The sequence below is a fragment of the Bradyrhizobium zhanjiangense genome (assembly GCF_004114935.1).
In the GTDB taxonomy this organism is placed as follows: domain Bacteria; phylum Pseudomonadota; class Alphaproteobacteria; order Rhizobiales; family Xanthobacteraceae; genus Bradyrhizobium; species Bradyrhizobium zhanjiangense.
In genome coordinates this window covers 3,553,629-3,568,167 of record NZ_CP022221.1, presented here as the reverse complement: position 1 = coordinate 3,568,167, position 14,539 = coordinate 3,553,629, and the positions used below count along the sequence as shown (strand labels likewise).

The following is a 14,539-nucleotide window of genomic DNA, read 5'->3' as shown; positions in this document are numbered from 1 at the left end:
GCTCACTTCTTCTTAGAGTTAGTTCAAGCCACCTGGGCCTTCGCCATCGGCATCATGTCGCGTCCCTTCAGGACGTCCATGGCCGCCAACACGCCGCCGCTCCGGTGCGGAATCTTTGCAAGATCGAGGCCCATCTCGACGCCGGCGAGCGTGCCCATCAGCATCAGATCGTTGAAATGGCCGATATGGCCGATGCGGAACACCTTGCCCTTGACCTTGTTTAGGCCGGTGCCGAGCGACATGTCGAAGTTGTCCAGCACCACCTTGCGGAAAGCGTCGGCGTCGTACCCTTCCGGCACACGCACGCCGGTCAGCGCCGGCGAATGCGCGGCACGATCGGCGCACTGCGTCTCCAGGCCCCAGACCTTGACCGCAGCGCGCGTCGCCGCACTGTGGCGCTTGTGGCGGGACCAGACGTTCTCCAGCCCCTCCTCCTCCAGCATCTTGACCGCTTCGCGCAGGCCGTAGAGCAGGTTTGTCGCGGGCGTATAGGGGAAGGTGCCGAGCTTGTTGAAGCTGATGACCTCCTGCCAGTCCCAGTAGGAGCGCATGCCGGGGTTGGCCTTCGCCACCGCGAGCGCCTTCTCCGAGACGGCGTTGAAGCCGAGCCCCGGCGGCAGCATCAGACCTTTCTGCGAGCCTGCGACCGAGACGTCGATGCCCCAGGCATCGTGCTCGTATTCCATCGAGCCGAGGCCGGAGATGGTGTCGACCATCAGCAGCGCCGGATGCTTGACGCGGTCGAGCAGCTTGCGCACGTCGAGGGGCGGCGTCACGCAGCCGGTCGAGGTCTCGTTGTGAACGACGCAGACCGCCTTGATCGCGTGCTGCTTGTCGGCGGCGAGGCGCTTCTCGATCTCGGCAAGATCGGCGCCATGGCGCCAGTCGCTCGGGATGAAGTCGACGTCGAGCTTGAACTTGTCGGCGATGCCGCGCCACAGCACGGCGAACTGGCCGGTCTCGCACATCAAGACCTTGTCGCCGGGTGCGAACACATTGACCATCGCCGCTTCCCAGGCGCCGGTGCCGGACGAGGGGAAGATGATCACGGGTTGCTTGGTGCGGAATACGCGCTGCATCGAGGCGAGGACGGCAAAACCGAGCTCGGCGAACTCCGGACCGCGATGGTCCAGCGTCGGCATGTCCATCGCCCGCAGCACCCGGTCGGGCACATTGGTCGGTCCTGGAATCTGTAAGAAATGCCTTCCAGTATGCACGGTCATCGGCGTCCTTCCCGGTCTAGCCTTGGTTTGGTGGGCGCCGAATAGCATCATTTGACAAGCTTGTCCCCTCCTCCAAGAGGGCCCGTCCGTGCATAACGGGCCGGCCTGCCCTCGGCTGCCGTCCCCTTCCATCGCGCCCGCCCTCACGTGCCGACGACCTTCAGATGCGGCGATGCATTGCCCGGCAGGCGCTGCTCCAACAGCTTCATCGCGACATCGACACCGCCGGCGCGATGCGGCACGCCCGCGACCGACAGGCCCATCTCGACGCCGGTGAGCGCGCCGAGCAGCGTCAGCGCGTTGCATTCGCCGAGATGGCCGATGCGGAAGATCTTTCCGGCGACCTTCGACAGGCCCGAGCCGAGCGACATGTTGTAATTGTCGAGCACCACTTTCCGGAACTGGTCGGCGTCATGCCCCGGCGGCATCAGCACCGCCGTGAGCACTGGCGAGAACTCGGCCGGCTCCTGGCAGAGAATCTCGAGGCCCCAATGGTTGACCGCAGCGCGCGTCGCGGCAGCGAGCCGCTGATGCCTTGCAAAGACGTTGTCGAGGCCCTCTTCCAGCAGCATCGCGATCGCCTCGCGCAGGCCGTAGAGCAGATTGGTCGCCGGCGTATAGGGGAAGAAGCCTTTTGCGTTGGGCTTGAGCATCTCCTCCCAGTCGAAATAGGAGCGCGGCATCCGGTTGGTCTTGGCCACGGCGCGGGCCTTGTCCGAGATTGCGTTGAAGCCGAGACCCGGCGGCAGCATGAACCCCTTCTGCGAGCAGCTGACGCTGACATCGACTTTCCACTCGTCGTGGCGGTAGTCGACCGAGCCGAGCGAGGAGATGGTGTCGACCATCAAGAGGGCCGGATGCGAGGCACGATCGATCGCGGCGCGGATCTCCGCGATGCGGCTGGTCGCACCGGTCGAGGTCTCGTTGTGCACGACCATGACAGCCTTGATCGCATGCGCGGTGTCATCGGTGAGCCTGGCCTCGATCACGGCCGGATCGGCGCCGCGGCGCCAGTCGCCCGGAACGAAATCGACCTCGATGCCGAAGCGCCCGGCCATCTGCCGCCACAGGGTGGCGAAATGGCCGGTCTCGACCATCAGCACCTTGTCGCCCGGCGACAGCGTGTTGACGATCGCGGCCTCCCAGGCGCCTGTCCCCGACGAGGGGAAGATCACGACGGGAGCTTTGGTCTGGAAAATCTTCTGGCTGCCCTCCAGCACGGTCCGGCCGAGCTCGGCGAATTCCGCGCTCCGATGGTCGATGACGGGCATGTCCATGGCGCGCAGGACGCGCTCGGGGACTGGGCTCGGGCCCGGAATCTGGAGGAAATGGCGTCCCTGATGCATGAAAACCTCCCTCTCAGTGGATTCTGGCCGGCCCTGTCGGTTATTTTGCATTCATTTTTTGTCCTTTCAATCGAAGTTTAGTATTCGATTGTGGCTGTCGACGTGACCGAATGGGCAAATTACTGTGCTGCAAATGAAATCCACGATTCCCGACACCGGAGTTCCGATCGCTCCGCCCGCCACAAATGGCGGCGACCGCCAAGAGGCCTCGCTTCATGGCGAGATCCTGCTGCGGCTGCGCGACTACGTGGTCGAGGGTAACATTCCGGAAGGTGGGCGCGTTCCCGAGCGGCAGCTCTGCGCGATGCTCGGAATCTCGCGAACGCCCCTGCGCGAAGCCTTGAAGGTGCTCGCTGCCGAGGGGCTGATCGAACTTTTGCCCAATCGCGGCGCGCGGGTGCGCCAGCTCAGCCAGCGCGACCTCGAGGAGCTGTTCGACGTGATGGCGGGACTGGAGAGTTTGGCCGGGCGCCTCGCCTGCGAAGCCATTACCGATGCGGAAATCACCGCGATCGAGCAGCTGCATTATGAGATGTACGGCCACTACCTGCATCGCGACATGCACGGCTACTTCCAGGCCAACCAGCGCATCCACGAGAGCATCGTCGCGGCCGCGTGCAACGAGACGCTGAAGACGGCTTACGCCAACTTCGCCGGCCGGATCCGCCGCGTCCGCTACTCCGCCAATTTCGCCCGCAAGCGGCAGCGCTGGGCTGAGGCCATGCGCGAGCACGAGGCCATCCTCGATGCGCTGCGCCGCCGGGCCGCAAGCGAGCTCAGCGACATCCTATTCCAGCACCTGCGCAACAAACGCGCGGCCGCGATCGAGCACCTGAGCGAGCCCCAAGAGAACGCAGCAGCCTCGTCCTGAGGACGGCCGGCTTGCTCATTTTGAATTCACAATATAATCGAACGCGAAACATAGTGAATAACTCAGCAAGGCTGGACCACCTCGCTGGATCGGTCCGGGATCAGGGATGACAAACGCCTCTTCGCTCGAACGGCGCTTGCGCGCGGAAACAACCGGCGACGTCCTGTTCGACGGTTTTAGCCGCGGCCGCTACGCCACTGACGCCTCGTTCTATCAGATCATGCCGGCCGGCGTGGTCGTGCCCAAGACCATGGACGAGGCCTTGCTGTCGCTCGCCATCGCCCGCGACGAGGGGCTGAAGGTCACACCGCGCGGTGGCGGCACCTCGCAATGCGGCCAGACCGTCAATGACGGGCTCGTGGTCGATCTCTCCAAGTATCTGAACCGGATCCTGTCGCTCGACGTCGAGGGCCGGACCTGCGTGGTCGAGCCCGGCATCGTGCTGGACGACCTCAACCGCCAGCTCAGGAAGCACGGCCTGTGGTTTCCGGTCGACGTCTCCACGGCCTCGCGCGCCACCATCGGCGGCATGGCCGGCAACAATTCCTGTGGCGGCCGCAGCCTGCGCTACGGCACCATGCGCGACAACACGCTGTCGATGGAGGCATCGCTCGCCGACGGCACGCTGAGCCGCTTCGGCGAGGTCTCCCGCGATCTCTCCGATGTTGAGGCCGGCGACAGCACCCGCGCCCTCTTCCGCGACATGCTCGATCTCGGCACGCGCGAGGCCGACGAGATCGCCGCGCGCTTTCCAAAAGTGCAGCGCCGGGTCGGCGGCTACAATCTCGATGCGCTGGTGCCGCGCAATGCGCCGAACAACATGGCGCATCTCTTGGTCGGCTCCGAAGGCACCCTCGCCTTCACCACCAAGGTCGAGCTGAAGCTGTGGCCTGTGATCCGCAACAAGGCGCTCGGCGTCTGCCATTTCGGCAGCTTCTACGAAGCGATGGACGCGGCCCAGCATCTGGTCAAGCTCAAGCCGATTGCCGTCGAGCTGGTCGACCGCACCATGATCGCGCTCGGCCGCGACATCGCGATGTTCAAGCCGATCATCTCCGCCGCGATCAAGGGCGATCCGGACGCCGTGCTGGTGGTCGAGTTCGCTGAGGAGGACCAGGCCGACAATCTGGCGGGCCTCAAGCAGCTCGGCGAGCTGATGGGCGATCTCGGCTTCGGCTGGACCAACGACAAGCGCAAATGGGGCGGCGTGATCGAGATCACTGAGCCGGCGCTCCAGAGCGGCATCGCCGATTTCCGCGCCGCAGGTCTCAACGTCATGATGTCGATGAAGCAAGAGGGCAAACCGGTCTCCTTCGTCGAGGACTGCGCCGTGCCGCTGCCGCACCTCGCCGACTACACCGCGCGTCTGAACGAAGTCTTCGCCAAGCACGGCACCAGCGGCACCATGTATGCGCATGCATCCGAAGGCTGCCTGCATGTGCGGCCCGTGCTGAACCTCAAGCTCGAGAAGGACGTCAAGGCGATGCGCGCCATCGCCGAAGAGGCGTTTGCGCTGGTGCGCGAGTACAAGGGCTCGCATTCCGGCGAGCATGGCGATGGCCTGGTGCGCTCCGAATTCCACGAAACCATGTTCGGTGAACGCCTCGTCGCCGACTTCAAGCAAGTGAAGCAGCGCTTCGATCCCGCCGGCGTGCTCAATCCCGGCAAGATCGTCGATCCGCCCAGGATGGACGACCGCTCGCTGTTCCGTTACCGGCCCGACTATCGCGTCACCGAGCTGAAGACCAGGCTCGACTGGTCCGCTTATCCCGGCGCCGGCGGCGGCTTCCAGGGCGCAGTCGAGATGTGCAACAACAACGGCGCTTGCCGAAAGCTCGAGGGCGGCGTGATGTGCCCGTCCTATCGCGCGACACGCAACGAGAAGGATGTCACGCGCGGCCGTGCCAACACGCTGCGGCTCGCGATCTCCGGCCAGCTCGGCCCTGACGCGCTCTCCTCCGACGAGATGATGGAGACGCTGAAACTCTGCGTCTCGTGCAAGGCATGCCGCCACGAGTGCCCGACCGGCGTCGACATGGCCAAGATGAAGATCGAAGTGCTGGCCGCGCGCGCAGAGTCCCATGGCCTCACGTTGCGCGACCGCCTGGTCGGCTACCTCCCGCGCTATGCCGGCCTTGCCTCACGCTTCGCGCCGCTGGCGAATTTGCGCAACCGCAGCCCGCTCTTGCGAAAGCTGTTCGAGCGCATTGCCGGCATCAGCGCGCGCCGGGCCCTGCCCGCCTTCCGCAACGATGTCTTCGTGCCGCCGGCCGCATGCGTGGGACCGGAGAGTGGCCGCGAGGTCGTTCTCTTCGCTGACACTTTCAACCGCATCTATGAGCGCGAAAATCTCGAGGCCGCTCTGCGCGTGCTCGCGGCCGGCGGCTATCGCATCCATCTGCCGAAGCCTGCGAGCGGCAGCCGGCCGCTCTGCTGCGGCCGCACGTTCCTATCAGCCGGCCTCGTCGACGAGGCCAGGGCCGAGCTCGATCGTCTCGTGGCTACCTTCGCACCCTTCGCCGCGCGTGGCGTGTCGATCATAGGTCTCGAGCCGAGCTGCCTCTTGACGCTTCGCGACGAGCTCACCTCGCTGCGCAAGGACAACAATGCCAAGGCCGTCGGCGCCCACGCGCTGACTTTCGAGGAATTCCTGGTGCGCGAGGCCGAGGCCGGCCGGCTGCAATTGCCGCTCGGTACCGTCGCCGACAAAGCCATTGTGCACGGCCATTGTCATCAAAAATCCTTCGGCGCGTTCAAGCCGGTCGAGCAGGTGCTGCGCCTCGTCCCTGGCCTCAAGGTAGAGACCATCGAATCGAGCTGCTGCGGCATGGCCGGCGCCTTCGGCTATGGCGCCGACACCTATGATGCCTCGATCGAGATGGCCGAGCTGTCGCTGCTTCCGGCCATGCGGCGCGCGGACCGGACGACGCTTGTCGTTGCCGACGGCACCTCCTGCCGGCACCAGATCCACGACGGTGCCCAACGCGAGGCCCTTCACGTCGCGCGCGTGCTGGCAATGAGCCTCGATCGCGCCGAAACCAATTCCGGTTCTCCAGCTGCAAAGGAAACCAGCCATGGCTGACCTCACGCTCAACATTGCTCGCAAGATCCTCGATGCCGCCTTCGCGAAGGCCGGCGAGCTCAAGCTGAAGCCGCTGGTCGTCACCATCCTGGACACGCGCGGCGTGCTCAAGCTCGCAGCCTCCCAGGAAGGCACCAGCCTGATGCGCGCCGAAATCGCGCACGGCAAGGCCTATGGCCCTCTGGCGATGGGCATGGGCTCGCGCGCTCTATTCCAGCGCGCGCAGGAACAGGCCTTTTTCATCGACGCCGTGAACACCATCGCCAAGGGCGCACTGGTGCCGGTCCCCGGCGGCGTGCTGATCATGGATGGCACGATGCTGCTCGGCGCCGTCGGCGTCTCCGGTGACACCTCCGACAATGACGAGGCCTGCGCGGTCGCCGGCATCCAGGCGGCGGGGTTGAAGGCCAATGCGGGCTAGGATTCGTCCGCCGAATGGTTAAGGAAAGACGCGCCAATCGGTAGCAAAATCGGGCCCGCCGGATCATACTTGGCGAGCCATCTCTTTGTGTGCAGATTAGCGCTGATGGCCCAAGCCAACTCCAAGGCTACGCGCCTTTTGCCTCAACGAGCCCTCGGATCGTTTCATCAGCTTAGAAAGCTTGGCCACTGGAGTGCGAGCTTTGGAATGTTCCTTGAGTAGCTTGACGTCGACCTTCGTATACTCTTTGCGCTTGCTCTTTGTCTTCTTTGCCACTTCATGCTCCTTCAACGTGGTCACGGGCGGAGTTAAAGTGATCATGCGTATGCGTCAAGCGTGGCTGATGTCGTCGATTAGGTCGCCAATCGTTCAGACGCGGCGGCAGGGCATGACCAAGCTTGGCGCCGTCCCCTGAGCTGAGGCCACTTTGTAGCGGCTTGCCTTCGGCTCGCTCCCGCGGAGTCTATGTGCCATGGGCACCAGTTGCGAGAGGAAATCTGGGGCGGTCAGATCATGGGCGCCGCAATTCGGGCCAAGCAGGCTCGCGAAGTACTGAAAAGGCGATCTGTGAGGCCGACCGCGCAGAAGTGGTGGCGGGATTTCAATGGGAAGGACTGCCGGTCGTTGCCATCGGATATCGATAGCAGGCAAAAAGACGGCCCCGGCCAGTGGGCTTCTAGGGGTGGGTGTGGCCGGGGCCATTTGGGGTGCTTGGACCTTGGGGAAGTTCAAGCGACTGCGAGCTTACTCACAGCATCGAAGCGCGTTCTGTTCGTTTCCGAACATTGGCAGTACTCTTCCGGATAGGGCTGCATGGGGCAGGATTCGTAAAATTTTCGGCAAGCGCCATCTCCTGCCCATGCGTATGGCGCACGAGCTCTGCCTGGCGACCGCCGGCAAGCAGGTCCCGGACGGGCCGGACTGGATCCACGAAGTAAAGCACGACGGCTACCGGATTCGGGAGGACAAACGCGTGCGCCTGCTATCCCGCAATGGCACCGATTGGACCAAGCGCTATCCTGGATTGCCGAGGCGGCGCTGGAGCCGGCAGAAGCAATTCGTCATCGACGGCGAAGCGGTGAACCTGGGCGTCGATGACGTCTCCGATTTCAACGCGCTGCACTGCCGCAAGCACGACCACGAGGTGCAGCTCTACGCGTTCGATATCCTCGCCATGGGTGGCGACGACCTGCGGTTCCTGCCCCTTCACATGCGCAAGGCGAACCTCGAGCAGTTGGTGGCTCGCCGGCCGGACGGGGTCACAGTGGCGCCCTTCGAGCGCGGCGAGATCGGCCCTGACCTATTCCGGGCGGCGTGCCGCATGGGCCTAGAGGGTCTAGTGTCCAAGCACCACGATCGGCCATATCGTGGTGGCCGGCAGAAACACTGGATCAAGGTGAAGAACCGCACGTATCCGGCAATGTATCGCGTGATGGATGCCCTCGGCTGAAGAACATTTCGGAGCGGTGGGCGTTGCGTGGCGAAAGGAGCACTCGCCATGGATTACCAACACGGTTCCTGGCTCCGGCCACTCGCGATCACGCTGGGCATCGTGGCGGCTTGGTTCGTTATCAGCGTCTTGGTCTACCAAGAGAGCCCTGAGGACAAGCCGATCATTGTTTCATTGCTTACTGGCCGCAAGTAGTGAGCGTGGGACCAAAGCCCCGCGGCTGGTATCGTCACAGCCTAGTCTGCGCCGAGTTCGCGCCGGGCGATTTCAACGGTGTTCATCGAGGATTGTGCTCTTCGGCCGTCGACCTCATAGTGGAAAAGTCCGCGGCCGTCCCGCTCATAGCTGACACGCCAAGTAAAGCGATTGGGCTGCCCCTCAATGAACTGCCGTCCGACGCTGGCGCCCACGATCTGAAATTGACATCAGAGGGCCTCTTATGAAAGCGCGGAGGCTACTTGATTCGCTTGGCAAAGAAAAACCCCGCCGACCTTGTGAGCCGGCGAGAGTTTGGACTGTAGATTACGACCTCGGTTGCCGGTCGCTAAAAGGCTGTAGCAGCGTGGCCGGCCGGCCTGAACCGGCGGAGCGAGATCGACGCCCCCGATTCTGCGGGTGGCGCTGTCAGCCAATATGGCAGCCAGAAAGCAGGCTACCGCCATCCGGCCCGAAAAGAAGGCTACAAACCAATTTTGGCTCACCTCCAACCATGCCTTCGTTGGCGCCTGACCTGCAAGACCAGCGAGAGCTTGGGGCCCGCCAGCGTGAACCGGCGGGCCATTTGTCTTTACTTCTTCATGCAGAGACCGACTGTCGGCGAGGACCCACATTTCGCGCCGTCTGCGGCTCCTCCACTAGGACAAAATACGGATACCAGTGCTTCGCTATTATCGCAATTGACTGCGCCATCCGCTTGCACGGCGCGGATGTTGACGAGCGCCGGATCACCCTTGTCCCCCTTATCGCCTTTTGGTCCCTGCGGTCCCTGCGGCCCTTGCGCGCCGGCAGGTCCCTGTGGACCGGGTACGCCCTGAATTCCTTGAGCGCCTTGCGGGCCCGCCGGGCCTTGCGGTCCCGGATCGCCCTTTGGTCCAGGCTCTCTTCCGCAACCAACTAGCGCGAGGGCGGCGGTCATTGCGACGACCATAATCTTTTTTGCATTCGCGATCCTCCCACTGATCGAGACCATTAAACTGGTCGCCTGAGAGAGCCGCAATAGAGAAGCCTGCCAAGCTGGCGCCCCCTTATTCATCGCCTTGGCCATCTGGCATGTGCCGCCAGACGGTTGCATTCCCTATGAGATCGGCGCCGACGCTTACCGTTGCAGCCCGCGTATGGGCTGTTGAGTTCGGTCTGCAAAGAATGCGTCCTTCGCGCGCAGTCTGACACGAAGTGATGTCACAGATCTTCCCTCCATCCGATATCGCGCCGCTCGCGCAAATCTGTGCAGGTCTTTTGCACTGAGGGGACAGTCGCCACCTTGTAGCGCCGGGGGTGGGCGGAGTTCAATGATGTTGGACATGATGGTGCTCTCGGTTGTCGGCTATACAAGACCGTTGCCGGTGACGGACCGGCAGCCGGAAGTTGGAAAACACCCGAGAGTTTCCCCTCTGGACATAGCGCGGCCCCCCGGCCACAATGGCCAGGCCAATGCGCTATCACGTTCAGCCGACCGTTATCCCGACGCCAATCAGGATGCATGCTGACCAGGCATTGCGCGGCTATATCTCGGTCCGGGTTATCAGGCCCACCCTCGGGTGATATGTAGCTAACCGGTAGAATGGGACCACCATCTTTAGTCGAAGCTTATAAATGCTCTCGCATCGGTTGCCCACGCAATGCGTGCAAGGTAAAGCTCCTCAGCGGGTTAGTCGGGGAACGAGCATATGCACACGCCATTGCGGGGACCGCAAATCAGTTCGGAGATCGGCACAAAGTACAGGCCAGATATCGACGGACTGAGGGCGATTGCCGTTCTCTCGGTGGTCGCTTTTCATGCTTTTCCCGGTGTAGTCCGAAGCGGATTCGTTGGCGTCGATATCTTCTTCGTGATCTCCGGTTATCTGATCACCTCGATCATCCTCCATGAGACGATCGAGCAACGTTTCAGCTTTACGTCGTTTTACTTTCGGCGCATCAAGCGAATCTTCCCGGCGCTGATCATCGTCCTGCTCGCATGCCTGCTGGCGGGCGCCGTCCTGTACTGGCCCGACGATTTCAGCCGGTTGGGCAAACACACGGCGGCCAGCGCCGGTTTCGTCGCGAACCTAGCGCTCTGGCAGGAAGCCAATTATTTCGATGTCGCCTCCGACTCGAAAGTTCTGCTCCATCTCTGGTCACTAGGGATCGAGGAGCAATTCTACCTCATCTGGCCAGCTCTTCTGTGGCTAGCGTGGCGCGCCAAGTTGCGGCGCGTCCTATTGTTTGCCGCTATCTTTACCGCCTCGTTTGTCTACGGAATCAAGACGGTCGGACCAAACCCAGTGGCCGCGTTCTATTCGCCGATCGGTCGCTTTTGGGAGCTTACCGCCGGCAGCGTCCTTGCGCTGGTCATCGTCACATCCCCCCCGTGGGCTGTATGGATTGAGCGGATCATCGCGGCCGCTCTTAGAACCGTCTTTTTTGAACGCGACTGCGGTATCGATCCCGACAAATTCTATCGCCATGTCCTGTCGACGCTTGGAATGGCGATGATCCTCTCGTCGATCTACGTCATCACTAAGCGTAACGAGTTTCCCGGCTGGGCAGCTCTTCTGCCCGTGCTCGGGACCTATCTCACGATCGCCGCGGGCCCTCACGCCTGGCTCAACCGGTACGCGCTCTCGAACAGGCTCCTGGTTTGGTCCGGCCTGATCAGCTATCCGCTTTATCTCTGGCACTGGCCCTTGCTGGCATTTGCGCGTTTGTTTTTCGATGGCGAGGCCGCACCGCCGATCCTTCGTGCGACGTTGATCGTCGCCGCAATCGGCCTCGCCTGGCTCACCTATCACTACGTGGAGAAGCCGATCAGGTTCGGATGCCGTCAGGGCTGGATCGCGCCGGCACTCGCATCCGCAGTCGTCCTCATCGGCTCGATTGGAATTATCACCCTCGTGGGCGACGGACTTCCCGGGCGACTGTCTGCCGACAAGCGCGATTACGTCACGTACTTCGGCAATGCCTCTCCGATTATGCAGACCGAACATAGAGACGTCGGGCAGGATCAGTGTAACTTTTATAACGTAGATAGCCCGATCCCCACTCTTGTTCCGCGCGACGCCATCGACCCAAGTTGCTACATCAGGCATTCGGACAAGAGCCTCATGATTCTTGGGGATTCAAACGCCGCTGACCTCTACTACGGCCTCAAAGCCACGCTTCCGAAGGAGATCTCGATCTTAATGATCTACAGTTCGGGCTGTCAGGTCAGCGTCGTGGTCGAGCACATCATCAACACACATCACTGCAACATGGCGAACCATTTCGCCCTGGAGCGGATTAAGATTGATCCACCGGACGTGCTCCTGCTCTCCTCCAACAACTCCTACGACATCGATTACATCCGCCAGTTCGCCACGCGCGTGAAAGGCTACGGCGTCAAGCATGTGCTTGTGCTCGGCATGCGTCCGCATTGGAAATTTGCGCTTCCACGCACTGTCCTCGACCACTTCTGGGCATCGACTCCGCGCTACATCCCGGGACATCTGGACATTCCAGCGATGTCGCTGACCTGGAAATTCCAATCGCAGCTGCGAGAAGACGAGCCATTCGAGTTCATCGACGAGATGCAGGCCTTCTGCAACGCGCAAGGATGCCTCGCCTTTTTAGGCGACAACCGGCGCGAAGGGCTCATTACGGCAGACACCGTGCACCTCAGACCGCATGCATCCCTTTGGCACGCCCGCGAGCATCTCGCACCGCTAATCATGAAGCACTTTTGATCGCGGCATGGCGGCATTGTCGATCCACCGATTATTGGGGCCGTCTCCTCTTGCGCTCGCTTTCCGGTCGCAAAAAAACATACAAGTCGACATTGGGGCTGAAATGGAAAATAGCGGCGTTCCTCGGCGTGGCGGTTTCATTGCTTGCCGCTGGGCTGTGGCTTTGGGCATCTCGGATCAATATTCTCGATAACATCGACACAATGATCGGGGAGCTTCAAAGGATCGGACGGGTGAACGCATGGGCGGCGGCAGCGGCAGTGATCGCCATCAGTTGAAATCCATCCCAGCGGCACTTCGGGTCGCTTTAGTCGCTCGCCGCCACCCGTAAATTTCCCAATATCGCTCGCATCGTGCTCATTCGATCATTTCGACATGAGATCGTCGAAACCGAAGGAATGGACTGAGGCTGAGCGGAAGCGGCTTGCGTGGCTGGCGCGCCGTCGTGTCGTGTCGGAGGTAGCGGCGGCGCTCGGTCGGCACACCGGATCGGTGAGGCGAATGGCGCGCGCAATGGGCCTTACTCTAAAAAAAATAATCTTGCCCACCTTCTAGCCTCATCCCTTGCGCTCGCCCTCCTCACCCTGCCTAGGCCACAATCAGCAGCCAAATAGATCGGCATGAAGCGTGCTTTATTCGTATTCCTTGCCTGCCTATCGCTAGCTGGCTGCACCACCGCGAGCAATTTCTACACTGTGCCTGATCCCAATGGCGTGAACGCCACTATCGGGCAGCGGCTGGCGGACCTACCGCATTGGATGGGTGGCTTGCCTGCCGATGCGCCGCCGCGTGCAGGCACGCCCGAATACGATGCGTGGATGGCGGCCAGGGCAAAAGAAGCAGCGAGACCAAAGAGCGGCAATCCTAAGCCGGACACCGCCCACTAGGCCTGAAGCTTACCCCTTGCGTTCGCGCGGCGCCCATGTTTGCCGCCCTGTGAATAGGTGGATAAGCGCGAACTCAGCCGGCAACGCGCACTCAGCGCGTCATGCTACCGCAAGCGAAGCAGGACACTGGAAAATAAGTTGAGAGAGGCTGTGCTCCTGCTAGCTGGAGCTTTTGCGATATTTTCGTTGATCTTGGCTGTCTATCAAGCGGCTCAAAAAGAGATTGCCTCCGCGAGCCTCCTGGCTGCAATTTTTCTGGTCTGCACACTCATTGTGTTCCTTCCTCAGATCGAAATTCTGAAGGCCCGGGGGCATCGAGGCTCGCCTCGTAAGAACGTTCGATCGGGCCGACGAGATCATGAAGCGCTTGCAGCGGCTCGCCGAGATAAACGCCAGAGCTACTACTGACCATTGCGTGAGGCAACAGGATGAGTACGCCGCCGGCAAAGGAGAAGAAAGCCGTTCTAGACGAAATCGATCGCAAGTTATCAGACCTCCAAGTAGCTGCTGAAGAGCGCGCTCTGATAACTCAGCCAGTTGTTAGTGATCGGAATCGATCTTTTCAACATCTCCACGAGCACGCTCCGGAAATACTCGGAGTTGCGCTATTCGGCTTTGGTTGAGCGGGCCAGATCGACCAAGCAGGAGGACGTTGAAGACGCAAGGGACAGTCATTCAACGGTCATTAGCGCGTATGAAAAGCGTGTGCAAGGGCAGCGCCGCATTCTGAGACTTAACTTGTACAACCTCAAAGAAGATTCAGATCAAGCGTTGCCTCGACCGGGCGAATGGCTGAACGAACGCGAATTTGCGCATCGCACGCCGGTTCGCAGACGACCTGACGGATCTGTATCGAAAGTGTGAGACCAGCGGAAACTACACCGCCGAAACTGCAGATTACCTCAACCATCACCTAGACGAACAAAAGGCCCGCGAACTATTCGGAGAGTTCCTCAAAGAGATCAGCGCAGGGCCTTGACCCTCAAGCCGTCATTCGTCCGCCGGCTCGCGCAGCCAGCCTTCCGATTGCGCTTTCTGTGCGATCGGCTTTTCCATACCACGACTGTCAATACCTAGCAGACTGTCCCCTAATGCTGCCGCTTGGACGTCGCGACGCCAACCGTTGCGTGTTCCTCCGCCAGTTGTGCCGGGGTCGGCGTCGGTGCTCGAGCCGGGGCTGACGTCGGCCCAGGACTCGGCGGGAGTGGGCCCACATCCATGACCTCCTCGATTGTGATCCCTGGGCCCGTAGCAGCGGCGAACGCTTGGCACGGCGCAAACAGCGTAGTCACCGAGGCAGCGGAGGGTTTAGGGCAGTTGTCCGAGGTTGTGACAGAAT

11 protein-coding genes are annotated in these 14,539 nt (G+C 61.7%); 8 read left to right on the top strand and 3 right to left on the bottom strand.

All coding sequences use genetic code 11. From position 1 onward, the window contains the following. Nucleotides 1-23 precede the first annotated feature (23 nt). Together XH85_RS16760 and XH85_RS16755 are read right to left on the bottom strand one after the other, a co-directional pair. Nucleotides 24-1,223: a pyridoxal-phosphate-dependent aminotransferase family protein gene (locus XH85_RS16760; RefSeq protein ID WP_128932673.1), complete on the bottom strand. Its 1,200-nt coding sequence runs from the start codon at nt 1,221-1,223 to the stop codon at nt 24-26. A 143-nt stretch (nt 1,224-1,366) separates the two neighbouring features. Then, nucleotides 1,367-2,569, bottom strand: coding sequence for a pyridoxal-phosphate-dependent aminotransferase family protein (locus XH85_RS16755; protein ID WP_420837894.1), 1,203 nt, complete (start codon nt 2,567-2,569; stop codon nt 1,367-1,369). Nucleotides 2,570-2,702: 133 nt separating this feature from the next. Here XH85_RS16755 and XH85_RS16750 point away from each other — a divergent pair, with 133 nt between their 5' ends. From XH85_RS16750 to XH85_RS16740, 3 genes are all read left to right on the top strand, one after another. Then, the gene (locus XH85_RS16750; protein ID WP_164940498.1) at nt 2,703-3,440 is read left to right on the top strand and encodes a GntR family transcriptional regulator; all 738 of its coding nucleotides are present in this window, start codon (nt 2,703-2,705) and stop codon (nt 3,438-3,440) included. Nucleotides 3,441-3,546: 106 nt separating this feature from the next. Then, nucleotides 3,547-6,522 carry an FAD-binding and (Fe-S)-binding domain-containing protein gene (locus XH85_RS16745; RefSeq protein ID WP_128932670.1) on the top strand — a complete coding sequence of 992 codons (2,976 nt, stop codon included), beginning with the start codon at nt 3,547-3,549 and terminating at the stop codon, nt 6,520-6,522. Next, on the top strand, nt 6,515-6,943 hold the full coding sequence (locus XH85_RS16740; protein WP_128932669.1) for a GlcG/HbpS family heme-binding protein: 429 nt from the start codon (nt 6,515-6,517) through the stop codon (nt 6,941-6,943). Before XH85_RS16745 ends, XH85_RS16740 begins: the two co-directional genes overlap by 8 nt. A 96-nt stretch (nt 6,944-7,039) precedes the next feature. Here XH85_RS16740 and XH85_RS46690 read toward each other — a convergent pair whose 3' ends face one another. Then, nucleotides 7,040-7,264 (bottom strand): hypothetical protein, encoded by a 225-nt coding sequence (locus XH85_RS46690; RefSeq protein WP_164940499.1) that lies wholly within the window; start codon nt 7,262-7,264, stop codon nt 7,040-7,042. A 397-nt stretch (nt 7,265-7,661) separates the two neighbouring features. On the opposite strand from XH85_RS46690, the gene XH85_RS16730 reads away from it, so the two are divergent. From XH85_RS16730 to XH85_RS16705, 5 genes are all read left to right on the top strand, one after another. Next, complete coding sequence (locus XH85_RS16730; RefSeq protein ID WP_338025644.1) at nt 7,662-8,393, top strand: ATP-dependent DNA ligase; 732 nt, start codon at nt 7,662-7,664, stop codon at nt 8,391-8,393. A gap of 48 nt (nt 8,394-8,441) precedes the next feature. Beyond that, nucleotides 8,442-8,588, top strand: a complete 147-nt coding sequence (locus XH85_RS45130; RefSeq protein ID WP_164940500.1) for a hypothetical protein — start codon at nt 8,442-8,444, stop codon at nt 8,586-8,588. A 1,691-nt stretch (nt 8,589-10,279) separates the two neighbouring features. Further along, nucleotides 10,280-12,313 (top strand): acyltransferase family protein, encoded by a 2,034-nt coding sequence (locus XH85_RS16720; protein WP_128932667.1) that lies wholly within the window; start codon nt 10,280-10,282, stop codon nt 12,311-12,313. A gap of 50 nt (nt 12,314-12,363) precedes the next feature. Beyond that, nucleotides 12,364-12,591, top strand: coding sequence for a hypothetical protein (locus tag XH85_RS16715; protein ID WP_128932666.1), 228 nt, complete (start codon nt 12,364-12,366; stop codon nt 12,589-12,591). Nucleotides 12,592-13,743: 1,152 nt separating this feature from the next. Next, the gene (locus tag XH85_RS16705) at nt 13,744-14,064 is read left to right on the top strand and encodes a hypothetical protein (RefSeq protein WP_128932664.1); all 321 of its coding nucleotides are present in this window, start codon (nt 13,744-13,746) and stop codon (nt 14,062-14,064) included. Nucleotides 14,065-14,539: the final 475 nt, after the last annotated feature.